The 26,693-nt window shown below is 37.4% G+C and carries 20 protein-coding genes; 4 read left to right on the forward strand and 16 right to left on the reverse strand.

Annotated elements, in window-relative coordinates; genetic code table 11:
* Positions 1-9 precede the first annotated feature (9 nt).
* The 10 genes from fabZ to ACFINX_RS05815 all read right to left on the reverse strand — a co-directional run bounded on the left by fabZ (position 10) and on the right by ACFINX_RS05815 (position 11,185).
* The gene (gene fabZ / locus ACFINX_RS05770; protein ID WP_375612128.1) at positions 10-477 is read right to left on the reverse strand and encodes a 3-hydroxyacyl-ACP dehydratase FabZ; all 468 of its coding nucleotides are present in this window, start codon (positions 475-477) and stop codon (positions 10-12) included.
* A gap of 1 nt (position 478) precedes the next feature.
* Entirely contained in the window at positions 479-1,525 is a 1,047-nt protein-coding gene (lpxD, locus tag ACFINX_RS05775; protein WP_375612127.1) for a UDP-3-O-(3-hydroxymyristoyl)glucosamine N-acyltransferase, read from the reverse strand.
* 65 nt (positions 1,526-1,590) lie between these two features.
* On the reverse strand, positions 1,591-3,987 hold the full coding sequence (bamA, locus tag ACFINX_RS05780) for an outer membrane protein assembly factor BamA (protein ID WP_375613471.1): 2,397 nt from the start codon (positions 3,985-3,987) through the stop codon (positions 1,591-1,593).
* A 202-nt stretch (positions 3,988-4,189) separates the two neighbouring features.
* The gene (locus tag ACFINX_RS05785) at positions 4,190-5,338 is read right to left on the reverse strand and encodes an RIP metalloprotease (RefSeq protein WP_375613470.1); all 1,149 of its coding nucleotides are present in this window, start codon (positions 5,336-5,338) and stop codon (positions 4,190-4,192) included.
* 15 nt (positions 5,339-5,353) lie between these two features.
* On the reverse strand, positions 5,354-6,169 hold the full coding sequence (locus ACFINX_RS05790) for a phosphatidate cytidylyltransferase (RefSeq protein WP_375613469.1): 816 nt from the start codon (positions 6,167-6,169) through the stop codon (positions 5,354-5,356).
* A 731-nt stretch (positions 6,170-6,900) separates the two neighbouring features.
* Entirely contained in the window at positions 6,901-7,461 is a 561-nt protein-coding gene (frr, locus tag ACFINX_RS05795) for a ribosome recycling factor (protein ID WP_273790667.1), read from the reverse strand.
* Positions 7,462-7,498: 37 nt separating this feature from the next.
* Entirely contained in the window at positions 7,499-8,218 is a 720-nt protein-coding gene (gene pyrH / locus ACFINX_RS05800; RefSeq protein ID WP_273790666.1) for a UMP kinase, read from the reverse strand.
* Between the two features lie 157 nt (positions 8,219-8,375).
* Positions 8,376-9,299: a translation elongation factor Ts gene (gene tsf / locus ACFINX_RS05805; RefSeq protein WP_375612122.1), complete on the reverse strand. Its 924-nt coding sequence runs from the start codon at positions 9,297-9,299 to the stop codon at positions 8,376-8,378.
* A gap of 102 nt (positions 9,300-9,401) precedes the next feature.
* The gene (rpsB, locus tag ACFINX_RS05810) at positions 9,402-10,181 is read right to left on the reverse strand and encodes a 30S ribosomal protein S2 (RefSeq protein ID WP_273788135.1); all 780 of its coding nucleotides are present in this window, start codon (positions 10,179-10,181) and stop codon (positions 9,402-9,404) included.
* Between the two features lie 167 nt (positions 10,182-10,348).
* On the reverse strand, positions 10,349-11,185 hold the full coding sequence (locus ACFINX_RS05815) for a cell envelope integrity EipB family protein (RefSeq protein ID WP_375620783.1): 837 nt from the start codon (positions 11,183-11,185) through the stop codon (positions 10,349-10,351).
* Positions 11,186-11,330: 145 nt separating this feature from the next.
* On the opposite strand from ACFINX_RS05815, the gene ACFINX_RS05820 reads away from it, so the two are divergent.
* A complete protein-coding gene (locus ACFINX_RS05820; protein ID WP_375607219.1) occupies positions 11,331-11,792 on the forward strand; it encodes a RidA family protein in 462 nt (153 codons plus the stop codon).
* Between the two features lie 134 nt (positions 11,793-11,926).
* On the forward strand, positions 11,927-12,349 hold the full coding sequence (locus tag ACFINX_RS05825) for an HIT family protein (protein WP_375607220.1): 423 nt from the start codon (positions 11,927-11,929) through the stop codon (positions 12,347-12,349).
* 7 nt (positions 12,350-12,356) lie between these two features.
* Here ACFINX_RS05825 and clpA read toward each other — a convergent pair whose 3' ends face one another.
* Positions 12,357-14,708 carry an ATP-dependent Clp protease ATP-binding subunit ClpA gene (clpA, locus tag ACFINX_RS05830; RefSeq protein ID WP_375613468.1) on the reverse strand — a complete coding sequence of 784 codons (2,352 nt, stop codon included), beginning with the start codon at positions 14,706-14,708 and terminating at the stop codon, positions 12,357-12,359.
* Positions 14,709-14,714: 6 nt separating this feature from the next.
* Entirely contained in the window at positions 14,715-15,086 is a 372-nt protein-coding gene (gene clpS / locus ACFINX_RS05835) for an ATP-dependent Clp protease adapter ClpS (protein ID WP_375612119.1), read from the reverse strand.
* 234 nt (positions 15,087-15,320) lie between these two features.
* Between clpS and ACFINX_RS05840 the strand changes: the two genes are divergently transcribed.
* Both ACFINX_RS05840 and ACFINX_RS05845 read left to right on the forward strand, forming a co-directional pair.
* On the forward strand, positions 15,321-16,670 hold the full coding sequence (locus ACFINX_RS05840; protein WP_375629618.1) for a D-alanyl-D-alanine carboxypeptidase: 1,350 nt from the start codon (positions 15,321-15,323) through the stop codon (positions 16,668-16,670).
* Positions 16,671-16,702: 32 nt separating this feature from the next.
* On the forward strand, positions 16,703-16,981 hold the full coding sequence (locus ACFINX_RS05845) for a hypothetical protein (RefSeq protein WP_375668465.1): 279 nt from the start codon (positions 16,703-16,705) through the stop codon (positions 16,979-16,981).
* A gap of 1,829 nt (positions 16,982-18,810) precedes the next feature.
* Here ACFINX_RS05845 and ACFINX_RS05850 read toward each other — a convergent pair.
* The 4 genes from ACFINX_RS05850 to rpoC form a co-directional block, all read right to left on the reverse strand.
* Positions 18,811-20,202 carry an L-serine ammonia-lyase gene (locus tag ACFINX_RS05850; protein ID WP_375668466.1) on the reverse strand — a complete coding sequence of 464 codons (1,392 nt, stop codon included), beginning with the start codon at positions 20,200-20,202 and terminating at the stop codon, positions 18,811-18,813.
* Between the two features lie 340 nt (positions 20,203-20,542).
* Positions 20,543-21,232, reverse strand: a complete 690-nt coding sequence (locus ACFINX_RS05855; protein ID WP_375612167.1) for a nitroreductase — start codon at positions 21,230-21,232, stop codon at positions 20,543-20,545.
* Between the two features lie 236 nt (positions 21,233-21,468).
* Positions 21,469-21,642 (reverse strand): hypothetical protein, encoded by a 174-nt coding sequence (locus tag ACFINX_RS05860; protein WP_375612115.1) that lies wholly within the window; start codon positions 21,640-21,642, stop codon positions 21,469-21,471.
* Positions 21,643-22,357: 715 nt separating this feature from the next.
* Complete coding sequence (gene rpoC / locus ACFINX_RS05865) at positions 22,358-26,569, reverse strand: DNA-directed RNA polymerase subunit beta' (protein ID WP_375613463.1); 4,212 nt, start codon at positions 26,567-26,569, stop codon at positions 22,358-22,360.
* Between the last annotated feature and the right edge of the window lie 124 nt (positions 26,570-26,693).

The raw sequence follows: 26,693 nt of genomic DNA on the forward strand, positions 1-26,693 counted from the left end.
AAATATCGTTTATGCTTCTTCGACAATCATCGCAGCAATTTCTGCTTCAGCGACGCGAACATCTTCTACTTTTGCAACACATGAAAAACGTCTCATACCAGATCTTTTTTTCAAAAGCTGAACATGGATTTTTAGCTGATCACCAGGCATAACCGGCTTACGAAATTTCGCATTATCAACCGTCATAAGGTAAACTAAATTTGTTTGCTTATTGCCTAAATTTAAAAGTGCTATTGCTCCTGCCGTTTGTGCCATAGCTTCTAAAATCAAAACTCCAGGCATAACAGGCTTTGAGGGAAAATGTCCCATAAAATGTGGCTCGTTAATCGTTATATTTTTAATACCAATCGCTTCTTGTTCACCATCAATATCAACGATACGATCAATTAATAAAAATGGATAACGGTGCGGTAATATTGATAATAGTTTTTCAATATCGACAGCCTCTAAGTTTTTAGTTTTTTCACTGCTGATCATATCAGCGTTTCTCCTTTTTAACTTTTCCCATACTGCGCAATGCCGCTACTTCACGAAACCATTGTTTAAATGGTCGCGCTGGACTACCTCCCCATTTTTCGCCATCCGGAATGTCATTCATAACACCACTACGAGCAGCAATCTGAACAGATTTACCTATTATGATGTGATCCGCTACTCCCACACTTCCGCCAAGCTGAGACATATCCCCTATAGATGTACTTCCCGCAATGCCACATTGAGCGGCAATAAGACAATAGCGTCCAATTTTGACATTGTGGGCAATTTGTACAAGATTATCAATCTTGCTTCCTTCACCAATAACAGTATCTTGAAATGTTCCACGATCAATTGTTGTGTTCGCACCAACTTCTACACCATCCTCAATAATAACGCGACCAAGCTGTGGAATTTTCTCGATTCCAGAAACGCCCCCAACATAACCAAAACCATCTTGCCCAATGCAAACACCAGGATAAAGCTGAACCTTATCACCTATTATAGAACACTGAACTGTTACCTTAGGAGCAATATAGCAGTCACATCCAATACGGCAATTTTCACCGATAACAGCTGTGGATGAAATAAGAGTTCCTGCACCAATCTCAACATTTTTACCAATAACAGCTCCCGCTTCAATACACACATCATGTGCCAACTTAGCCGTTGGATGAATATGCGCATGCGATGAAATCCCCTTCTGCCCCAACCAAGGCATTGGCTTGACAGAATCTGGAAACAAAATACGACCAATCTGAGCAAAGTCACGCTGTGGTGTGGATGTCACCAAAATTGCCATAGTTTCGGGAACTTTAAAAACAATCTCATTCGTACACAAAACAGCAACAGCAGAACTGTCCAGTAAAGCATCAGAAAACTTCCGATGCTCTACAAAAACAAGCGAACCTTCCACAGCACTCTCAAGTGAAGAAAGAGTATTGATAACTTTATGAGAAAACTCTGGATTAAGAAGCTTTGCACCCGTCAACTCAGCAGCATTTGCAACTGTCAATCGTCGGGACGGCGTAAAAAAAAATGTATCCGCCATCAAAACACTTTCTCTCCCAGCTTAAGCTATTCTCTTCAAGTTTTTCCTTCTTAAAATCGCTCAAATCAGAACTTCGTAGAAATACCAAAGTTCAATTGTTGCAAACGATCACCTTCCTGCTTCGTTATTGGCCAAGCATAATCAAAACGCAAAGGACCAAACGGAGAATCCCACATCAAACTCACACCTGCAGATGAACGCCAAGCACTTTTGGTATTGGTAACAGACGGTTCACCCTTAAAAACGGCTTTATAATTATTGCCATAAAGCGTGGCAATATCCGCAAATAAAGCACCGCGCAACCCAAATCCTTCAGGCACGACAGGGATAGGGAACTGTACTTCAGCAGTCGCATTCATATATGTCGTTCCCCCCAAGAAATAAACCTCACCCTTACTGGAAACCTGACGCGGACCTATTCCATTATATTTGAACCCTCGAATCATATCAGAATTTACTTTAAACATATCGAAAATACGAACACCATCTCGGCCCATTCCGTGGATATAACCACCCCCAAAGGAAAGCAAACCAACGATATCCTTCTGGTCAGAAAGAGTCTTGTACATCATCGCCTTACCCGTGGTCTTCAAGAACTTTGCACTCCCACCAAGCCCTGCATATTCCTGAAGCAGATGCACGTACCACCCATCATGGGGGGATCTCATATCATCAATCGTATTATAGGTGAAACCATAACTAATTGATGAACGTTTCCAAGGGCTGTGTTTTGCAGCTTGAACAATCGCACCAGAATATTTCCCATATAATTCTATTATGTCACTCTCTTTGTCAAAATCATACTCTCCGCCAAAATCATATTCTTCCTGCACATAAGAATAAGCTACATTAGCAGATAATTGATTATTAATAGGTAACGAAAACCGCAGCGATCCACCTGTCTGCCGTACATCATAGGCTTTATCAGCACGATAAGTACTACGAAAAACATCAACACCAGCAGATAAACGATACCCTAAGAAATAAGGATCAACAAATGATAAATTATAATTACGAGATTTTTCTTGCCCCGCACCTAATCCTAAACGAACATATTGACCACGTCCCCCAAGATTACGTTCAGTAACAGAAACTTCAAGTGACATACCAGGACTTGTTCCCCCTGTTGTATACCCTCCAGAAAGAGAAAGATCTCCTGTTGAAGCTTCAACGACATCTATTACCAAAACAACTTGGTCAGATTGATCTGTAGGAACCATTGAAATATTAACGGCTTTGAAGAAACCTAAACTTTCTAGACGACGTTTTGCCCGCTGTAATAAAGTTTGATTGTAAGCATCTCCTTCGTTTAAATCAATCTCACGGCGAATGACGTAATCACGCGTTTTCTCATTGCCACGTATATCAATACGTTGAATATAAGCACGTGTACCCCGTTCAATATTATATAAAATTGAAATTGTATGATTTGCTAAATTACGATTTCCCCGCGGTTCAACTTTAGCAAAAGCATATCCCGAATCAGCAACTTTGTTATTAATAGTTGCAACAGACTGTTCAATATCTTCTGCACTATAAACATTACCTGGCTGGGTTTTAAGCATCCTTTTCACAGATTGAACGTCAATTCCATCAACATCACTTTCAACCTGAATATCGCTAATTTTATAGAGCGCACCCTCATCAAGAACGAAAGAAATTTTATACGTATTGCTTGCTGCATCAAAAGTTGCTTTAGAAGAGACTACACGAAAATCTGCATAACCACGGTTATAATAAAAGCGACGTAAAGCTTCTTCATCAACAGCGAGGCGCTCTTCACTGTAAACATCACCTCCCAACAACTTCGAAAAAATTCCTGAAGTTTTTGTTGAAATCACATCACGCAAACGACGACTTCCAAAGACATTATTTCCCTTAAAAGTGATATCACCAATCTTTGTTTTTTTCCCTTCAACGACATTAAATACCACATTAACCCGCCCTTTTCCAAGGTTAATCGTTTGAACGTTAACAGTGATATTATTACGACCAAGAGTTTTATAAGCCTCACGAATTGTATTTATATCAGCAGAAAGCTTAGCAGAATTAAAAGGCTCATTCGGTTTTAAAGAAATAAACCGCTTAAGATCTGGGTCTTTAAAAGATTTATTTCCTTGAAACAATATTTGATTGACAACCTCATATTCTTTTACGAATACAACCAATTTATCACCCACCGGATTTATTTTAACATCATAAAATAAACCCAATTCGAAAAGGTTCTTCACAGCACTATCAACATCACCACTGGAAACACCTTGCCCAACCTTAATCCCCATATTGTCTCGAATCGCCTGAGAACTTACAAACTTATTCCCACGAACCTCAATAGAGCGGACTACAGACGCTTGTATTTCTCCGACCGCAGCAATTGACATAAAAACCGTTGCTGGGGCAAACATCCCCATCTTTAACACCAATACAGATGCTGCATTTAAAAACTTTGAATTCGTAGTCATTGGCTTTTTTACCTTACTCTCGTTCCTTGGACATGATGCCTTAAAAGCTAACTGCCATAACAACCTTTTTACAGCGAGACTTTTCATTCCTTAATTACTCATTATAATGTACAACGCCACAACATTTTGTAGACATGGTAAACAACCTTCAATTTGTTTTTGCTATTATTACTTAATTTATAAAGCGTTTTCCATAATTTAATTAGCTAAACCAACAAAAATAATCATTAAAAAAGACAAAGATCATAAAAAGGAGAAGAATGGAAAAACCTAAACGAAAAACGATTCCCTGAATTTTAGCAGATATTTTCCTCCCAGTAATGACCTCAATGACATGCAATAAAAGATGCCCACCGTCAAGCGGTAGAATCGGAAAAAGGTTAATAAGCCCAACACTTATTGAAAGAAAAGCTGCCAAATTCAACAAAGAGATAAAACCTGTCTCGCTCACTTTCCAAGCAATTTTAACGGTTTTAGAAGGTCCACTTAGCCGACAACGATCCTCTTTGCCTCCTATTAAACGACTCATAAAAAGAACGGTTTGAGTGGCGATAAACACAGTACGGTCTGACGCTTTTCTTACAGCTGTTACAAAACCATAGCGAATATGTTTTATATAAGTTGGATCTAAACGTGCAGGATTATTTAAATCAACAGGAACACCTACACCTATCATAGCACTTCGTGTTCGATTACCAAATCCATCATCTCGCTCAACGACTTTCGGGGTAATCATCGTTGTAAAGACTCGCCCCATGCGTTCTATTTTAAACTCTATGGGTTCTCTTCCGTGAAAAGCTACATAATTCATCAAATCTTCAAAGCTTTCAACCCGTCGTCCATCCATTTCAACAAAACGATCACCTAATTCCAAACCGGATTGAAGAGCAGGGCTATCTTTTACCAAAGAACCAACAACGGGCTCAATGGCTACACGACCATAGATAAAGAAAAAAAATGTTAGAATAACAACAGTAAAAAGGGCATTGAAGAAAGGACCGGCAAAAACAGTTGCTGCTTTTTTCCAAGCATGCGCACTAGCAAATGAACCATCGACAATCAGAGATGATTGGGATGATTCCGTATCGATTTTTTCCTCATCCCCAACAAATTTTACATAACCTCCTAAGGGGATAAGTGCTAAACGCCACTTCGTGCCATGCTTATCTGTATAACTCGCTATTTCTGGTCCAAATCCAAGCGAAAAAATTAACGCCTTAATACCACACCACCGACCAATGAGATAGTGCCCAAATTCGTGCACAAAAATGATAATCATAATGATGAAAAGAATACTCAAACTTCTTAAAAGAAAATCACCCATAGTGACGATATGATTTAAAAGTTCCAAACTATCTTCTCCCAATTAGATCATACTAAAAAGATTAAAAGGCGCATCCATATCAGACATAAATGAACCAATTAAATAAAGAAGAAAAGCTGCCCCTACCAATCCATCTATACGATCCATAAAACCACCATGTCCAGGCAATAAAGAACTAGAATCTTTAACAGAAAACCGTCTTTTGAGCCATGATTGCCCTAAATCACTCAATTGTGAAACAATTGACAAAACAAGTGTAAGGAGTGGCACAAAAAAACTGGCTAAATTTATATCAAAAAATCCAAAAGCAACCCATATACCACCGAAAACTCCGACAAATGTACCACCAAGTGCTCCTGACCATGTTTTATTAGGAGAAAATTGTGGTGCTAATTTAGGGCCCCCTAATGCACGTCCGATAAAATAACCACCAATATCTGTTCCCCACACTATCGTAAATAAGAAAATAACAACTTGGAACCCCAACATTTCATGATCCCGTAGAAAGCATAAAGCAACAACAGGAAAAGATGCATATAAAAAACCACAAAAAACCCAACCACTCTTTTTTATAGATATAATAGCTAACACTGTAGCTAAAACGATTAAAACACAAAAAATCAATGAAGCAGATACACTCAATACTAAAAAAAAGCCAAAGATTAAATAAAAGATACTTGCTAATATTTTTTGTAAAATACACCATTTCTCTTTAGTAATACTCATCCACTCATAAAGAACAAAACCGCCAATACACCATACAAATAAAAAAAAGAAGTTTCCTCCCAACCATGTTAGATACAACGCAATAATGCCAAAAACAAAAGCTGTCAGAATACGATAAACCAAATTAGACAAAACAACATCCAAACAATAAAAATAGAAAATACAAGCTCTAAAATTAACGCAAGAAAAATTCCCCTACGCAGTATTTTTATCTCATACCTGTATAATTTCTCTTATAATTTATCATAAATAATTCAGTCTACTAAGATAGCGCTTATGAAACTAATAATCAATGAAAACAGCTTCAAAAATCTCCGTCAAAATTATAAAATATTTTTTTAATATTTTCTCAATATAAAATGAAAAAGCAGTTACCTCTGCCCCATACAAATTAACTAATATAGGTTTCGTATAAAAACACTTTTCTATCAACTATTCGTCATTAAAAAATGAATTACGCCACATAACATCTGCTTGATCAATTATACTCACATGTTTTATAATGAGAAATAAGAGAAAGGTTAGACTTGTTTTTTTGCATTATATTCTTTCCTCAACCTTCATCTTAGAATATTTGAATAATTTCTAATAATGCTTTCATTATGCATTTTAACAAAGACGTGCTCAACTAAAAACCCGCACCATGCTGTTAAATAGTGTCTCCCAGCAAAGGGCATGATTTATCACGCAGACTAAAAAATTAAAACATCTGCCCTTTCAAATCAGTCTCTCCCATATCAAAATGATAGAACACCTTCCTGCATCACACCTTGCTACCACAGAGCACACCACTCCCCACAATTATCCCTAGAAACAATTTACAGGCTGGGAGTAAATATCCTTTTTCTAGTGACAAAATCGTCTTAAACGTGCATAATTTCAGATTCTTTTACGGCTAAAATTTTATCAATATCAGCAATAGTTTCATCCGTGAGTTTTTGAACTTTTTCAGACAAACTATGGGCTTCATCTTGTCCAATTTCACCATCTTTTTCTAACTTTTTCAAATTGTCCAGACCATCCCGACGAACATGACGTGTAGCAACACGCGCTTGCTCTGCATAGTGATGCGCAATTTTTACAAGTTCTTTACGGCGCTCTTCATTCAACTCAGGCAAAGGAATACGTAGATTCGTACCATCAGTTATGGGATTTAAACCAAGACCAGAATCGCGAATAGCGCGCTCTACAGCTCCGACCATCGTTTTATCCCATACAGAAACAGAAAGCATCCGAGGTTCAGGAACAGAAATATTAGCAACCTGATTTATATGCACAACAGAACCATAAGATTCAACGGTCAACGGCTCTAATAAACTAGCCGATGCACGTCCAGTCCGTAAACCACCTAATTCATGTTTAAAAGCCGTAATGGCACCATCCATGCGACGTTTCAGATCATCCATAATCGATGTAACATTCATATTTCTGTCTCCTTCAATTGTCCTTTGAAGCTTACCCTTATTCCGATACTATTGTAAAGCGTCCTGTTCCATTCAAGACCTTAGCCAAACCGCCTTTTTCATGAATGGAGTACACAATAATCGGTACATTGTTCTCACGTGCTAAAGTGACCGCCGTTGAATCCATAACAGATAATCCCCATTGCAAAACTTCAACATGTGTTAATTGGTCAAAACGCTTAGCCGTAGGGTCTATTTTTGGATCTGCTGAATAAATACCATCAACTTGTGTTCCTTTAAGAAGGACATCTGCACCAATTTCTGCTGCACGTAAAGTAGCAGCAGAATCAGTGGTAAAAAATGGATTTCCTGTACCACCTGCAAAAATAACAACTTTTCCCTGATTCATATAAGCTATTGCTTTACGTTGCGAGAAACTTTCACAAATTTGTGGCATAGCAATCGCAGAGAGTACAACAGTTTCAACCCCTAATTTTGTCAAAGATGTTCGCAATGCTAAAGAGTTAATAGCAGTTGCAAGCATTCCCATATGATCACCTGTCACTCGGTCCCCACCATGCGAAGCAACAGCAACGCCACGAAAAATATTTCCCCCACCTATCACAACCGCAACTTCTATCCCCATTGTGCGCACTTCTGCAATATCAGCGGCAATACGGTCTACAACAGAAACATCAATGCCAAAATTCTGCCCTCCCATAAGAGCTTCACCAGAAGCCTTTAAAAGAATACGTTTATACGGAAGTGCTAATGCCATTAATAATCTCCCCAAAAGCCCATTTACTTTTTGCTTTTGACATCACGAAGGGCACCACTTTTTTCACGTGACGCCCTCTCAACAATTACATTATTCCCCTCAGAGATTCTACAACCAATGATATGCCTTTAAATCTCTGATCAAGAGTTTGCAATAACTAGCCTTTTACAGCAGCAGCAACCTCTGCAGCAAAATCAGACTCCTCTTTTTCCACACCTTCACCTAATGCAAAACGAATAAAGCCTGTAATTTTTGCTGGAGCACCAATTGATTTCTCAGCATCCTTTAAAGCGGCCTCAACAGTTATATCAGGATTCATAACAAAAGCTTGAGAAAGCAAAACAACCTCTTCAAAAAACTTACGCATACGTCCTTCTACCATTTTTTCAATGATATTTTCAGGTTTTCCAGACTGACGTGCTTGATCTGAAAAAATTTCTTTTTCTCGCTCAACAGCAGCAGCATCAACATCTTGTGCTGTAAGTGCTAATGGATTGGTTGCCGCAATATGCATCGCGACCTGCCGACCAAAAGCAAGAGCAGCCTCTTTATTTCCTGTTGTTTCAATCGCAACCAAAACACCAAGTTTTCCAAGCCCATCAGCCACACTATTGTGTATATAAGTCGCAACAACACCATTCTCAACAGACAATTTAGCGGAACGACGAAATGTCATATTTTCGCCAATTGTACCAATTGCATCTTTAATCGTAAGCTCTACAGTCTTCTCAGAACCTGGATAAAGAGAAACAGAAACAGATTCAACATCCCCTAGCGTATCTAAGGCAGCAGTTGCTACTTTACGCACGATGTCTTGGAATCCATCATTGCGCGCAACAAAATCTGTTTCAGAATTAATCTCAACCAAAACTGCATGTGAATCTTTTGATACGACTCCGATTAATCCCTCAGCTGCTGTACGACCAGCCTTTTTATCTGCTTTAGCTATTCCTTTTTTACGAAGCCAATCAACAGCAGCTTCCATATCACCATTGGTCTCTGCTAGGGCGGCTTTACAGTCCATCATACCAGCGCCAGATAGTTCTCGAAGTTCTTTTACTTGTGCAGCAGTAATGCTCATATTTGCCTCTTTATTTTATAACAGTGAAAGCGTGCAAAATCCCTCTGCACGCCTATAACTTCTTCTTTAGACAATAAAAGTACCTTAATTAGGCATTTTATATTATTCAGAAACTTCTGAAACTGCATTTTCTTCCAAAATAGGCTCCACAGGTGCATCAACTTGAGCTCCTAAATCGATACCCATTGCTCCTTGCTGGCGTGCAATACCATCAAGAGCAGCACGGGCAAAAAGATCGCAATAAAGAGAAATTGCACGTGAAGCATCGTCATTACCTGGTATTGGATGTGTTACGTCATCGGGATCACAATTGGTATCAATAATAGCAATCACTGGAATACCTAAACGCTTTGCTTCTTGGAGTGCAATATTTTCTTTATTCGTATCGATAACAAAGATAAGATCTGGAACAGAACCCATATCTTTAATACCACCAAGCGCACGATTAAGCTTTTCACGATCACGTTCAAGATTTAAACGTTCCTTTTTAGTAAAGCCTTGCGCTTCAGCAGCAAGAATTTTGTCAAGCTTCCGCAAACGATGGATCGAATTGGAAATCGTTTTCCAGTTTGTGAGCATGCCGCCAAGCCAACGTGCATTAACGTAATACTGAGCGGAACGATTCGCCGCATCTGCGATAATGTCAGATGCTTGCCGTTTCGTACCAACAAAGAGAATACGACCACCACGCGCTACAGTATCTGAAACAAGTTTAAGTGCTTGGTGTAAAAGTGGAACGGTCTGAGCAAGGTCAATAATATGGATATTATTACGCTGGCCATAAATATAGGGAGTCATTTTGGGATTCCAGCGATGAGTCTGGTGACCAAAATGCACACCGGCTTCTAAAAGCTGGTGCATAGTAAAATCGGGTAGTGCCATAAATCTTATCCTTTCCGGTTCAACCTCCGCGGAAAAAGCAGGAAGACCTGCTACCGGCGGATGCTTGCTAGAAGTTTCTCACAGATCATTTGCAAACACCCAGACTCCGCGTGTGGAATAGCGCAAACATACTAATATTTGATTCTTTTTCAAGTTATTTTCTTTAATCATTTAATATTTGCATTTTCACATTGATTAAGATCTTTTCCAAGTTCCAAGAATTCGAGACTGTTCAATTTTGCACGCACTGAAAAAGTTCCATAATCTATATGAAGATCACGCATGACACCATTCTCATGTAAGAGAAAACTGCTACGATAAACCGGCAAACCATCTTTATTTTCTCCATCATCAAAATAAGAAATTGTAACAGGCCAATATTCTTCTTCATCCAATTTTCTTACTTTTTCCGTTTCGCTATCAGATAAAAGCGTCTTCTTTTCCCCTATGACGATACTTTCTTTTATAACTTTATCTGCTTTATTTGTCCCATCAAATACAGTAACATTGTAAAAATGATCTCCTGCTTTTGCATGGCGGATAATATTTTTTAGTTGCATCATTGGAAATTCAGCCATTGCAAGCTTATACTCTTTTTCCTTTGGCTTTTTTAAGGTAACTGTGATACCATCTTGCGTACGCTCCGCAACCCCCTCGGCACGATGCACAACCTCTTCTCCCTCTTGATCTGTAATATTAAAACGAAATGTACGGCTGTCTCCTGTTTCATAACTCGTCGTCTGTTGATCCGTCAAACGTACTGGCATATCTTCAATGTGAACACGGCTAATAAAACGAAAACGTGTGCTATAGCCCTGGCATGCCGAACCAGTAAGCTCGTAAACCATTCGTCCTGACATCGCAGAAATTGTCATTTCATGAGAAACACTATCGAGATGAAAATCATAAATTGCTCGATGAGGCACAATAAAAATGGGCTCTTCAGCTCTCGCAGTACATAAAAAAACAATATATAAAATTATTATAAATAATGATCTAATCATTCCCAACTTCCGAACTTTATCCCCGTTGCATAACATCATACAATAAGGCAAAAAAGGTTAATTTCTCAATTAACCACACATTTTCTTAAATCAAAAAATAGATTATGCAATGAATATATTATAGAGCAGCTATGGAGTTAAAATTATGACCAATATGATTGAAAAAAACTTAGAAAAATTCGGAATCACTCTTCCTGAAGTAATCTCCCCCCTTGCCAATTACATCACCACTTCACAAAGTGGCAATCAACTCTTTATTTCTGGACAACTCCCTCTTATTAATGGAAAACCAATAGCCATCGGTAAAGTTGGTGCAACTGTGAATACCGAACAAGCCCAAAAAGCATCTGAAGCTTGCGCTCTCAATATTCTCGCGCAACTCAAGGCAACTCTGGGTGACTTAAATAAAATAAAACGTGTGGTCAAAATTACTGTTTTTGTGGCTGTAGATTCTCATTTTACCGATATTCCTTTTGTTGCCAATGGAGCTTCTAATTTATTCGTCAATATCCTTGGTGAAATTGGAAAACACGCCCGTTCTGCTATTGGTGTTGCCTCTCTTCCTATGGATGTTCCTGTAGAAGTTGAAGCCATCATAGAAATCTAAACCTTCATTAAGACAGTGCATTATCCTAAATATAACTGAAGTCAAAATACTTCTTTGTCTTACACTCTGATAAACCTTGCATTTTTTCGTTTTTAAATTAGAATCTTAAACTTACGATAAAAGGAAATATTTGTATGAAACAAGCTTATGACAATAACAATATTTTTGCTAAATTGATTCGCAATGAAATCCCTTCTGTTCGGGTCTACGAAGATGATGATGTTATTGGATTTATGGATATCATGCCACAGGCACCAGGTCATACGCTGGTCATTCCTAAAAAAGGCTCTAGAAACTTACTTGATGCAGATCCTGAAACATTATTTCCTGTTATTAAAGCTGTTCAAAAAATTGCAAATGCTGTCAAAAAAGCCTTTCAAGCAGATGGCATAACTGTCATGCAATTTAATGAAGCAGCTAGTCAACAAACCGTCTATCACCTTCATTTTCATATTATACCACGTATGGAGGGAATAGAGCTTACCCCTCATAATGATATGGTAACGCCTCCAGAAATACTTGAAGAGAATGCAAAAAAAATTCGTGCAGCTTTATAACACACTCTTAAGTTGTTGTGCTTTTTTTTCCTACACGTTTTTTTGTAAAGTTTTCCATTTTACTTTTCTTTGAACTTACAGATATATCGGAAGATGAAATTTCTAACTGTAAGCTTTCTTTTTTACCATTTGATTTTTGTGTCAATACGCGAACGGTACCACCATTGCGTAACTTTCCAAATAAAATTTCATCAGCTAATGGCTTTTTAATATATTCTTGTATAACACGCCCTAATGGGCGTGCTCCCATCTGAGAATCATATCCTTTATTAGAAAGCCATAAAGTTGCAGAAGGGCTTAATTCAAAACAAATTCCCCGATCAGCTAATTGTGCTTCAAGCTGAAAAATAAATTTTTGCACTATCTGATTGATGATTAAATGAGATAAAGGTGCAAACGGAATAATTGCATCTAACCGATTACGAAATTCTGGTGTAAATAACCGATTGATTGCTTCTATATCCTCACCATCACGATGTACTTTCCCAAATCCAATAGCTGATTTTGCCATATCTGAAGCACCAGCATTGGTTGTCATAATCAAAATAACATTGCGGAAATCAATTTTCTTACCATTATGGTCTGTTAATCTACCATAATCCATTACCTGCAATAAAATATTAAATAACTCTGGATGCGCTTTCTCAATCTCATCTAGCAATAGAACTGCGTGAGGTTTCTGATCAACGGCATCTGTAAGGAGACCTCCTTGATCAAACCCTATATAACCTGGAGGTGCTCCGATTAAACGTGCTACCGTATGCCGTTCCATATATTCTGACATATCAAAACGCAATAATTCAATGCCTAAAGATGATGCAAGCTGTTTTGCAACTTCAGTTTTTCCTACACCTGTTGGTCCTGAAAATAAATAACTTCCTATTGGTTTATCCGGTTCGCGTAAACCTGCTCGCGCCAATTTTATGGATGAAACTAAGACGGAAATTGCCTGATCTTGACCATAAACAACATGTTTGAGTTCTCTTTCAAGCTTACTCAGTATCTTCTGATCATTCCGGGAAACTGTTTTTGATGGAATTCTTGCAATTGTAGCAACAGTCGCTTCAATTTCTTTAACACCTATACTCTTCTTGCGTTGTTTTTGTGGCAAAAGCTTTTGCGCTGCGCCACTTTCATCAATAATATCAATTGCTTTGTCAGGTAACCTACGGTCAATTATATAACGTGAAGATAATTCTACAGATGCCTTCATCGCCTGATCTGTGTATTTAATCTGATGAAAATCTTCAAAGTAAGGCTTCATCCCCTGCAAAATCTTAATCGCATCTGTAACAGAAGGTTCATTAATATCAATCTTCTGAAAACGACGCTCTAAAGCACGATCTTGTTCAAAGAATTTGCGATATTCTCTGTAAGTCGTCGAACCAATACATCGCATAGTTCCAGAAGATAACACAGGTTTCAAAAGATTTGCTGCATCCATATTTCCCCCTAATGTCGCTCCTGCTCCAATTAAGGTATGAATTTCATCAATAAATAAAATAGCATCTGGATACAGCTCAAACTCTTTAATAACTTGTTTTAAGCGTTCTTCAAAATCACCGCGATAACGTGTACCTGCAACAAGTCCCCCCATATCAAGAGAAAATATTGTTGCATTTGATAAAACTTCAGGCACTTGCCCATCAACAATACGCTTTGCCAACCCCTCAATTATAGCTGTTTTCCCTACTCCAGGATCACCAACCAAAAGCGGATTGTTTTTTGACCTTCGACATAAAATCTGTATCATGCGTGAAATTTCTATTTCACGGCCAATTAATAAATCAATTTTTCCATTACGTGCTTTACAATTGAGATCAACACAATAATTCGTTAAAGCACTTGTTCCTCTTTCACCATTATCCGAAATCTGCTGATCTAATTGCTCTTCAAGTCCTTCAAGTAACATGGATAACCCATCATCACGCGTGACACCCTGTGAAATAAAACGTACAGCATCGTAGCGTGTCATTCCCATCTCTTGAAGAAAATATGCTGCATGGCTTTCACGTTCAGAAAAAATTGCAACAAGAACATTTGCCCCCGATACTTCATCTTTTCCAGCTGATTGTGCATGAATCACCGCACGTTGGATAACACGCTGGAAAAAAGCTGTAGGCTTTGTATCCTCATCAGCTCTAATCTGTTCATCTAACTCTGAGCGAAGATAATTGGTTAAGCGCTCTCGCAATTCCTCCACATCTACTTGGCAAGCCTGAATAACGGAATTTGCATCGGCATCATCTAACAGCGCAAGTAGAAGATGCTCTAGTGTTGCATATTCATGCCGTGCTTGAGTAGCAATTGTTAATGCACGATGCAAAACCTCTTCAAGACTAGGTGTAAAAGATGGCATAGCTCCTCACTTCCATTCCATTACACATTGTAACGGATGTTCATTTTGACGCGCACATTCCCTCACTTGTAATATTTTCATTTCAGCGACTTCATAAGTGTAAGTCCCACATTCTCCTATCCCATTGTGATGAACATTTAACATTATCCGCGTTGCCTCTTCGAAACTTTTTTTAAAAAAGTTCTTCAAAACGAAAACAACAAAATCCATAGGTGTGTAATCATCATTAAGCAAAAAAACTCGACATAATTTAGGTTTTTCGAGTTTTTCTCTAGCCTTAGGCATTATAACCGCACCATGCCTACCTTCATCCCAATTCTTGCCCTTTTCATTATGCATAATATGAGCTATAGAGTTTATTATGAGCATCTGTCCCATTATCGTTTTCCATGCAGCACATTTTTATTAATTTTAAATTCTTTCATAACTATTGCAATACCTGTTTGTATTAGAAAAAAATTTCCCTCTATGGTTAGACTTCAATCACTCACTCATAAAATAACTTCTGTAAACAAATTAGTAATACCATTCGTCTAAACTGCATCAATAAATTACAGAAAAGGAAGCTTTATAGAAGTTTTTTAGGATAAATGGAGAAATAGGATACTGCAAGTGTATATTAATTATCAAAAAATTATGCGCTACTGTAAAACAATAGCAATTTCTTTTGTTATGTTAGCTTTTTCTTACTGTTGGGCATCCGCCACACCTCAAGGCGCCTATCCTGATAAGTATGCGGCTATTGTTATAGATGCTACTACGGGAAAAACTTTATTTCAAGCCAATGCAACACTGAAACGTTATCCTGCTTCTTTAACAAAAATGATGACATTGTACTTACTCTTTGAAGCTATGCAGATGCGTCGTGTGACACCAAATACACCAATTCCTGTTTCACATTATGCAGCAATGCGTCCACCGACAAAAATTGGATTTAAAGCAGGCCAAACAATTTCTGCAGAATCAGCAGCTAAAGCACTCATTACAAGATCCGCAAATGATGTTGCTGCTGCCATTGCAGAATATCTTGGAGGTAGTGAAAAAAAATTCGCTCAAATGATGACAGTAAAAGCTCGTAAACTTGGCATGAAACATACACATTTTGCAAATGCTTCAGGACTTCCGGATGTGCACAATTATTCTACAGCACGAGATATAGCGACTTTGTCATTAGCTTTACGTAAACATTTTCCCAAACAATATAAATTGTTCAAAACAAAAAGTTTTAATTTCCGTGGACATAAAATTAACAGCCACAATAAACTTGTTAAAATAATGAAAGGTGTCGATGGAATTAAAACAGGCTACACACAAATGTCAGGTTCTAATTTAGCAACTTCGATGCGTCTTGAGGGGCGCTCTATTGTCGCTGTTGTTATGGGAGGTAAATCATCTACTGCACGTGACGAGCATATGGCTAGCTTATTGAATCAATATTTGCCCAAAGCAAGCCAAATGAAAAGTGGTGAACGTTTAATAGCTTCTGTACGCTATCACTTACCCACTGGGGCCAATACTCCTATACCGACCATTAAAGCTGATTCAAGTAATTTTGACGATGAAATTTCGACTATGTTGACAGCATTTGCAGAACAACCTAAAAACTCCAATATCGCAATAACGGCTGTCAATAAGGTAATTATACCAATACCGAATCCTCAAAAAACTATACCGGCTGAGACTCATAAAATTGTAACAGTCTCTTTGTCCGAAAATGCCGGATGGGCTATCCAAATTGGTTCTCTTCCTAGTGAAGAACAAGCAAAAACTCTACTTTTAAAAGCAAAAAATATAGCTTTTTCTACTTTAAAGCACGCATCTTCACACATGCAACTGTTTGAAAAAAATGGGCGGCGTTATTACCGAGCGCGCTTTACAGGGTTTCAATCAAAAAAAGCTGCATTTGACGCTTGCTCTACATTAAAGAAAGCAAATTTTAACTGCTATACTGTAGCCTACTAAAAATTTTTGAATTCTGCGTTAAGGATAGTATTATGACAGATAATGCTTTTGCTTCATTCCATAAAAAAGAAATTTTATTGAAGCAATCATCCCTCCTTTTATTGCGTCCTCTTCACGATGCTGCCGCAAAACTTACTGGTTTAAAATATAATTCTACTGCATTAGATACACAGTCTCTTGTTAACCTTCTCATTTGCCAAACAATGCGCAACCGTCGTCTCATAATGCCTCCTGTACGCATTCATTTACGCGTTGCGAGCCAAACTGGTAATGTGCCTATTAAAATCCGTTTAGGAGCAACAAATATTTAATTCTACAGACCCTCTCTAAAAAATTATTTTATTATTAACCATTATCTACAACCTTAGAAAACCTTTTGATAAACATACTTTTTTCTTAAATTGTTGAATTTTCTGACAGCTTTTCCAACTATCCAATATCTCCAAGCTTTCAATAAAACATTGTTAAGGACATAAAAATACCCAATATTTTTCCACTTTTGGATTTAATATAAAAAATTATCCTTGATATCTTTCTGGAAAAAATGAATAGCTTCATTAGATGAAAGCTTATCATTTGGTGGGATTATTGTAAAAGTTCAATAAAGAAAATCCCTCTTAATAACGCTCCCTATACAACATAAACGCTGTAAAAAAAAACAATCTCACTTCTCTTACTTGTATTTATGTCAACAGGCACAGAAAATTGGAAAATACAAATACTATCGATGAAAAAACGTAAATAAATTATCAGATTAAATATTATGATAACGATTCCCATAAGATTTTAATTTATAATTATAATTTATTTTTTGCATATTGAACAAGAGATTTTCGTAAAATACTCTTATTTTACTTCTTATATTGAATCAGTCAAAATCGCTCGCTTGCTCATCACGAGCAAAATTGACATATAAACCATTTACAAAAGGAATCAAAGTATCCCTTATGAATCATTTCAAGTACTAGGATCTTTTGTAATATTGAACGTTGAAAAAAAGGATGATATTGCTGGTTTTCTCCCTTTATAAATAAAGATGCTAATACTCTATAGATTTTATACCATTCATGGAAAACTTACATTATATTATTCATATGCAAGATACTGATTTATAAAGATAATTAATTATTTTGTATGTTAGATGAGAATCTCGAATATCGTAAGATTCTCTCATTTAAAATCTGTTTATGTTGAATCAATCAAAACCGTCTCTTGCATGTTATGAGCGAGATTAGTGTGTAGCGTGAAACTGTACCAAAAAGACTAAAAATGCCTATAATGAACCGTTTCAAATGCCAAGTGCTTTAGTCCCCCTGTACAGAGGGGGGTTCTGGCAAAGTGTGTAACCATGCCAGCGTACTTCTTTTTATTAAGCATAAAGATGGAGACAGCTCAATGGATTTACCGTTATATCATTCACAGGTGCCATCGCGAAATGAGCTTGGGGGCACCTGAGAGATATTTTTTTAAAACGAACTCACGAACGCGTAACACGATAATGTTCTATCGTGTGCATTCTATTCTCATGAGAATTTTTATAAATATTTCTTAATGTATACGTTATTATTTATTTTAATTTTTTTGTCGGTACAAAATTTATAAATAAAAAAGATATTTCCAATATATCTCTTAATTATTGTAAATTAGTGTTTTTTTCAAGGCATTTTTTATCATACTAGGTAGAAAAAAACTTCACTTTTAAAAAATTAAAACCTTTAAAATTCTACTTTCTTCATCATAATTATTCAGACTTAAAACAAATTTTCCTTGGATACTCAGGCATAATCTTCCATTACTTAAAAGATATATGGCTATGGAAACTTTTTAAAGCCATAAAACCCAGCTAAAAATAATGGCAGATTGATCACTAATTTTACTTTACGCTTTCTTATTTTTTCCAAATTACACTTTTTCCCCACTTTAGAGACAAATCAAACAGATGTACAACACTCTCCCCTCCAAGCTTGCATGCAACACCTATTATTCGTTAAGAAAACACTGAATCATCTCAGATTTATTTCAAACTACTGCTGCATTAAAGTGGAATTTTGATTTATAAGGAACAAAAAACATAAGCTTTATTAGGAAATACGATCTCTCTCCAAAAAGTCCAGTTATGGATTGAAAAATGTTCCAGCTCTTAACAAGATATCGCATTGACTGCAAGACCACCTTTACTTGTCTCTTTATAGCGTTCACTCATATCATGACCAGTCTGGCGCATTGTTTCTATACAAGCATCAAGAGAAACAAAATGATCTCCATTACCATATAATGCAAGAGAAGAAGCCGTTACCGCCTTAACAGCTCCCATTGCATTACGCTCAATACAAGGCACTTGTACAAGACCTGCAACAGGATCACATGTCATTCCCAAGTGATGTTCAAGCGCAATTTCTGCCGCATTTTCAATTTGAGCTGGTGTTCCACCTAACGCTGCGGTCAACCCTGCTGCGGCCATTGAAGATGCCGTTCCAACTTCACCTTGACACCCAACTTCTGCACCAGAAATAGAGGCATTATGTTTAATAACACCACCTATAGCTGCTGCCGTTAATAGAAAATTATGTATTCCCTCTCGATCTGAATCATCATTAAACTGAAGATAATAACGCAAAACGGCTGGGACGACACCGGCTGCTCCATTTGTTGGTGCTGTAACAACACGACCACCTGCTGCATTTTCCTCATTGACTGCTATAGCATATACCGAAAGCCAATCATTTGCCCAAAGTGGATAATTGTAATTTTTCTTTTGTTTTTCCAAAAGCGTTTCATGCAGCTTTTTAGCGCGCCTTAAAACACGCAATCCACCAGGCAACTCACCTTCTTGTGAAAGACCTCTATCAATGCAATTTGTCATCGCTGAAAAAATTTCATCAAGCCCTACATCAAGAGAAGAACGCTCTATCTTTGTTTCTTCATTTAAGCGCTTCATTTCAGCAATTGAAAGCCCTGATTTTTCTGCCATTGATAACATTGTACAAGCAGAATCGAATGGATATGGTACCTCAAATGCTTCTGGTTGTATATTATCATTCATATGGCTTAATTCATCCTCAGTCACAACAAAGCCACCACCGATAGAATAATAAATCTGCCGCAACAGAACATTCCCATCAGTATCAAGTCCTTCAAAGGCTAGTCCATTTGTATGTCCAGGGAGGATTTGCTTTCGTTCAAAAATAAGATCACGTTGCACATCAAACTGATAAGCGGGATGACCTTCTGGTTGCACTTTTTTTTCACGTATAACTTTTTCTAACAAAAACCTCATGCTATCAGGATCAACAGTAGAAGCTTTTTCTCCAAAAAGTCCTAATATGATAGCTCTATCTGTTGCATGACCAATACCCGTGAAAGCTAAAGAACCATAAAGATAAACACGTATACGAGAAACTTGAACATCAGACGACTGAGAAAAATCTCCTATCTTTTGCAAAAACATATTAGCAGCAGTCATTGGTCCCATCGTATGTGAGCTAGAAGGACCAATCCCAATTTTAAAAAGTTCAAAAACAGATAGAAACACGTATCACCTTAAACTATAGTACAGCTTGAGCATATATGCTTTTTCATAACGTTTCTTCCGTTTAAAATCAAATTGCGAGATAAACTAAAAAAATGACAACAATAAACACGAATGTCGCTCGTCTTGCTACCACCCAACACTTTCTTTCTATAGTGTTTTCCATTAGCCAACCTTTAAAACGGACAATGCCCCTAGAGTCACCACTCCCAATGTTCCAAACGTAGTAAAATAAGTGTTAATATGCAATATTAAAATTCAATAAGGATGAGAAATCTTATCGGAAATATTTTTCATAATGCACTAAGTTCTTCAAAACATATGCTTAATTGTATAAAATATTTTATGGGTATGTTTCAATGAAACGTACAAATTTTTCTAACGATTCTCGTTCTGTCTCAAAATTGTTTTCTGGAGCACTCATATCGCGATAACCAAGTGCCATACCACAGATAATATGGCGATCAGAAGGAATAGATAAAAGCGTACGAATCTGTTTATGATAATCAGCAAAAGCAGCTTGAGGACAGGTATCTAATCCAAATCCACGTGCAGCTAACATAATGGTCTGCATAAACATACCCAAATCAAGCCAACTCCCCATTTCCATGTCGTGATCCATTGTAAATAAGAGTCCTACAGGTGCATCAAAAAATAAAAAATTTCGCGCCTTTTGATGAAGTATTTTTTCTTCATCACCTTTTTGAATTCCAAGACTCTGATAAAGATCCAAACCAACTTTTCGACGCCTTGAAATATAGGGCTCACGCCACTGACGTGGATAATAACTATATTCACGCTCTCCTTTTACACCTGAAAGCACAAGTTGTGAAAGCTCTTGCCCTACTTTCTGTAATACACTTCCTGTAAGCACAATTACTTGCCATGGCTGAATATTTGTTCCAGATGGTGCACGTGCTGCAAGTTTTAAGATTTCTTTGATTGTTTCCAAACTAACTGGCTGATCAGTAAAAGCGCGAATTGACTTTCGTGACAATATAGATTGAAAAACACTCATAGGAGAAACTGTCATTGTTTTTACTTTCTTTATGAAAAATAGTTTTTTCTTATCAAGAATAATATACTGCGAAAATACCTTTGCAGCTTTTTCAAACACTCTATTTCTTTAAATGACTTACACATTTCACGCAGTGGTAAATATTCCCCTTAGAGACGGTATAATCTATCTCTTTTAAGAGAAAGAAATTAGTCTAAAAGAAGACAAAATAAATTTATAATCAATGACTACCCCCCAACTCCGCTAAGCTCTCAAAAAAAACTCTCTTCAATTCGTTCTAAATCCTGTAGAAGATCATCAACATCATGCTGCATCTGCTTTAAATCAGTTTGTTTTTTATGAATTCCTGCAATTAATTTCTTAAGCTTTTTCTCATCATCAGGTGGTTTTCCAACCATTGTCAACATATCAGATATTTCAGACAACGAAAATTTTACTCTGTTAGCATACAGGATTTGTTTTAACTTATGACGATCCGTTTATGTATAAAGCCGTGTACTTCCACACCGAAAAGGGATAAGAAGTCCCTCTTCTTCATAGCAAAGTTCGAGCTATTATTGAAAACTCACGTGTTAATTTTCCAATTGAATAATATTCGTACATTTTATTATTCTGTCTGCATAGATCACATTGTTATAAGAAATATGTCTATTTTTTATAAAACTTAGTGAGCACCTTAATCTCTACTTTTCTGCATTCTAATTTAGAAGAAAATACATTCACAAACATTGTATAGTAGAGAATCAATTATTTTTTAGATTATAGAAAAGACTCTTGATCTTTCATCATAAGTCCTTTTAAATTTTTATAGAAGATATCAATCAAAAATTTTCCTAAAGTTCAAAATCAATCTTATTTGATTTGTAGATAATCAACTCTTTTCCTTGAATATGATTTTTGAGTTTCACATATTTTGGAAAAATTCTATACTGCTTTTAGAAATTAAGAAACTTTAAAATAAAGTAACAAAAAAGATAAGCATCATTACAAAATAATAAGCTACTAAAGATGTTTAAAATAACTATCGCCTTATAATTTTTGATATTTTTCAAGAAAATATACAACTTCTGCATTTCGAAATAAAAAAACGTCTAAACTTTCTATTCAGACGTTTTTATATTATGTGATGTTGTATTTAAATTATTCAGCAACGGCCCCGGTTGTCATATTTGTCAACATAGCCTTAGCCACTTCGTTATTACTAGACTTACGCTGCTCATCTACAATCAAATCATCACGAACTGCAGCAATACGACGGATTTGAGAAATTGTACCACCCGTACCTGCTGGAATAAGACGACCGACAATAACGTTCTCTTTAAGTCCTTGCAAAGTATCAATTTTACCAGAAACTGCTGCTTCAGTAAGAACACGTGTTGTTTCCTGAAACGATGCCGCCGAAATGAAAGAAGGTGTTTGAAGAGAAGCTTTTGTAATTCCAAGAAGAATGGGATTACCAGATGCAGGTTTCTTCCCTTCTGCAATCAAATTATCATTGATTTCATCAAGTTCAATACGATCAACATTATCACCTGGAATATAACCAGAATCTCCAGATTCAGTAATTTCAACTTTTTGCAACATTTGACGAACAATCACTTCAATGTGCTTATCATTAATAAGAACTCCCTGCAGACGATAAACCTCCTGAATCTCATTAACAAGATAAGATGCCAAAGCTTCAACCCCCTTAATCGCCAAGATGTCATGAGGTGCTGGATTACCATCAAGGATATAATCTCCCTTTTCAATTTGATCGCCTTCTTGGAAGTGGAACAACTTACCTTTTGGAATCAAGTATTCTACTGCCTCAAGAGTTTCATCATTTGGTTCAATAATGATACGACGTTTATTCTTATAACCACGGCCAAATCGAATTGTACCACTAACTTCAGCAATAATCGCATGATCCTTTGGACGACGCGCTTCAAAAAGCTCAGCCACACGAGGAAGACCACCCGTAATATCTTTCGTCTTGGCACTTTCCATTGGCAAACGAGCAATAACATCACCAGCCTTAACATGAGCACCAAGCTCAACAGAAAGAATAGTTTCCACTGACATCATATAACGGGCTTCACCTCCCTTATACAATTTAGCAATGGATTCACCTTCTTTATCCGTGTGAATAATAATAGCTGGTTTAAGATCCGCACCACGTGGATTAGCGCGCCAATCAATCACCAAACGCTTCGTAATACCCGTAGATTCATCAGCTGTTTCAGTGACAGATAAACCATCAATCATATCTTCAAAACCCACATAGCCTTCAACTTCCGTTAAAATTGGACGTGTATAAGGATCCCATTCTGCTATACGTTGGCCACGTTTAACCACATCACCATCATCAACAAAAATATGAGCACCATAGCTAACACGATGTACAACGCGCTCTTTTCCTAACTCATCCTTGATAAGGATAGCCATATTACGCCCCATAACAACCAAATGGCCTTCAGAGTTACGAACTACATTACGATTACGAATCTCCACCTTACCTTCATAAGATGCCTCTAAATACGATGAATCAACAACCTGTGCAGTTCCTCCTAAGTGAAAAGTACGCATAGTAAGCTGTGTTCCCGGCTCACCAATGGATTGAGCAGCAATAACACCAACCGCTTCTCCCTGATTAACAGGTGTTCCACGCGCCAAATCACGACCATAGCATTTTGCACAAACACCAAGACGTGTTTCACATGTTAATGCAGAACGAATTTGAACAGATTGAATCCCAGCTGCTTCAATCTTCGCGACATCAGCTTCCTCAATCATTGCTCCACCTTCAAGGATAACCTCTCCAGAGACAGGATGTAGAATATCAACAAGCGCTGTACGACCAAGAATTCTTTGCCCAAGGGAGGCAACAATTTGTCCTGCATCAACAATCGGCTGCATGGTAAGCCCTTTTGCGGTACCACAATCAACTGCTGAAATAATAGCATCCTGTGCAACATCAACAAGACGCCGTGTTAAATAACCAGAGTTCGCCGTCTTTAACGCAGTATCAGCAAGTCCTTTACGTGCACCATGCGTGGAATTGAAGTATTCATTAACAGTTAGACCTTCTTTAAAATTTGAAATAATGGGTGTTTCAATAATTTCACCCGATGGTTTTGCCATTAATCCACGCATACCGGCCAATTGTCTCATCTGGTTAGCAGAACCACGAGCACCAGAGTGCGACATCATATAGATAGAATTCATCGGCCGTTGACGACCTGTTTTAGGATCAAAATCCACAGCTTGAATACGTTTCATCATTTCATCTGCGACGCGATCTGTACATTTACCCCAAGCATCTACAACCTTATTGTATTTTTCACCTTGTGTAATCAAACCATCATTATATTGCTGTTCGTACTCCTTAGCCAAAGCTTCTGTTTCTGCGACTAAACGCGACTTACTATCAGGAATAACCATATCGTCCTTACCGAATGAAATTCCTGCACGACAAGCATAAGAAAAGCCAAGCTGCATAATACGGTCACAAAAAATAACCGTCTCTTTTTGTCCACAGTGCCGATAAACATGATCAATCATTTTAGAAATGTTCTTTTTTGTCATCTCTTGATTGACAATATCAAATGAGATATCCGCACTTTTTGGCAAAAGCTCACCGATAATCAAACGACCAGGTGTCGTATCATAAAGTTTAGAGACTTCTTTTCCATCCTTCCCCATATTCTTAACACGGCCTTTAATCTTCGTATGAAGCGTTATAACCTTATTTTCCAAGGCATAATGAAGCTCACCTATATCAGAAAAGGCCATTCCTTCACCTGGTTCTTTTTCAGAAACAATTGAAAGATAATAAAGACCAAGAACCATATCCTGTGAGGGAACAATAATGGGAGCACCATTGGCCGGATGAAGAATATTATTGGTGGACATCATCAAAACACGGGCTTCAAGTTGTGCTTCAAGAGAAAGCGGAACATGAACCGCCATCTGATCACCATCAAAATCCGCATTAAAAGCAGTACACACCAATGGATGTAGCTGTATAGCTTTTCCCTCAATCAAGATAGGCTCAAAAGCTTGAATTCCCAAACGGTGCAATGTTGGTGCACGATTGAGCAAAACAGGGTGTTCACGAATAACCTCATCCAAGATATCCCAAACTTCTGGATGTTCTTTTTCAACAAGCTTCTTTGCCTGCTTTACCGTTGATGAATAGCCTTTTGCATCAAGCCGCGCATAAATAAAAGGCTTAAATAATTCAAGAGCCATTTTTTTGGGAAGACCACATTGATGCAATTTTAATTCAGGACCCGTCACGATAACAGAACGCCCCGAGTAATCAACACGCTTCCCAAGTAAGTTCTGACGAAAACGCCCTTGCTTGCCCTTCAACATATCTGATAAAGACTTAAGAGGACGTTTATTGGCTCCAGTAATCACACGCCCACGCCGTCCATTATCAAACAATGCATCAACAGCTTCTTGTACCATACGCTTTTCATTGCGTACGATAATTCCAGGAGCTCGCAATTCAATCAGCCGCTTCAAGCGGTTATTACGATTAATAACACGCCGATAAAGATCATTCAGATCTGATGTCGCAAAACGCCCACCATCAAGCGGAACCAATGGACGCAAATCCGGTGGAATAACCGGAATTGTTTTCATAATCATCCACTCTGGCTTATTTCCAGATTCAAGAAAATTTTCAACGATTTTAAGTCGTTTAATCAATTTTTTCTGCTTTAACTCTGAAGTTGTTTCAGCTAATTCAAGACGCAAATCATTAGCGATTTTATCTAACTCCATACTAGCTAAAAGCTCGTAAATAGCTTCAGCGCCAATCATAGCTGTAAACTGATCTTCTCCAAATTCATCAATAGCAAGCATATATTCTTCTTCAGAAAGAAGCTGATGGAGCTTAAGAGATGTTAACCCTGGTTCGGTTACAATATAATTCTCAAAATAAAGAACCCGTTCAATATCTTTTAAAGTTAAATCTAAAAGTGTAGAAATACGGCCTGGTAATGATTTAAGAAACCATATATGCGCAACGGGTGCCGCAAGTTCAATATGCCCCATACGCTCACGACGTACGCGCGAAAGAGTAACCTCTACACCACATTTTTCACAAATAATGCCCTTATACTTCATGCGTTTATATTTGCCACATAGACATTCATAGTCCTTAATAGGGCCAAATATACGTGCACAAAAAAGACCATCACGTTCTGGTTTAAAAGTCCGATAATTAATAGTCTCAGGCTTCTTAATCTCACCATACGACCAGGACAAAATTTTCTCAGGACTCGCAATAGAAATACGAATAGAGTCAAATGTCTGCGCTGGCGCTTGAGGATTGAAAAGATTCATGACCTCGTGGTTCATGCTGTTCTCCTTCAAAGATTCTTAGAACCTGTTGTAATATCTCATTTATTTTATAACAGATCTTCTTTAAAATACATTTACTTTTAAAAATGACCTGTATAGCCTTAATAAGGTTATTGAGCCT

Source organism: Bartonella sp. AP36NXGY (genome assembly GCF_042195865.1).
GTDB lineage: Bacteria > Pseudomonadota > Alphaproteobacteria > Rhizobiales > Rhizobiaceae > Bartonella.

Coding starts and splice junctions, on each gene's coding strand:
- rpoC (WP_375613463.1), bottom strand. CDS start 26,569: ATGAACCACGAGGTCATGAATCTTTTCAATCCTCAAGCGCCAGCGCAG.
- ACFINX_RS05820 (WP_375607219.1), top strand. CDS start 11,331: ATGACCAATATGATTGAAAAAAACTTAGAAAAATTCGGAATCACTCTT.
- clpA (WP_375613468.1), bottom strand. CDS start 14,708: ATGCCATCTTTTACACCTAGTCTTGAAGAGGTTTTGCATCGTGCATTA.
- ACFINX_RS05815 (WP_375620783.1), bottom strand. CDS start 11,185: ATGATTAGATCATTATTTATAATAATTTTATATATTGTTTTTTTATGT.
- ACFINX_RS05855 (WP_375612167.1), bottom strand. CDS start 21,232: ATGACAGTTTCTCCTATGAGTGTTTTTCAATCTATATTGTCACGAAAG.
- lpxD (WP_375612127.1), bottom strand. CDS start 1,525: ATGGCGGATACATTTTTTTTTACGCCGTCCCGACGATTGACAGTTGCA.
- ACFINX_RS05845 (WP_375668465.1), top strand. CDS start 16,703: ATGACAGATAATGCTTTTGCTTCATTCCATAAAAAAGAAATTTTATTG.
- bamA (WP_375613471.1), bottom strand. CDS start 3,987: ATGACTACGAATTCAAAGTTTTTAAATGCAGCATCTGTATTGGTGTTA.
- frr (WP_273790667.1), bottom strand. CDS start 7,461: ATGAATGTTACATCGATTATGGATGATCTGAAACGTCGCATGGATGGT.
- tsf (WP_375612122.1), bottom strand. CDS start 9,299: ATGAGCATTACTGCTGCACAAGTAAAAGAACTTCGAGAACTATCTGGC.
- clpS (WP_375612119.1), bottom strand. CDS start 15,086: ATGGGACAGATGCTCATAATAAACTCTATAGCTCATATTATGCATAAT.
- ACFINX_RS05825 (WP_375607220.1), top strand. CDS start 11,927: ATGAAACAAGCTTATGACAATAACAATATTTTTGCTAAATTGATTCGC.
- fabZ (WP_375612128.1), bottom strand. CDS start 477: ATGATCAGCAGTGAAAAAACTAAAAACTTAGAGGCTGTCGATATTGAA.
- rpsB (WP_273788135.1), bottom strand. CDS start 10,181: ATGGCACTACCCGATTTTACTATGCACCAGCTTTTAGAAGCCGGTGTG.
- pyrH (WP_273790666.1), bottom strand. CDS start 8,218: ATGGCATTAGCACTTCCGTATAAACGTATTCTTTTAAAGGCTTCTGGT.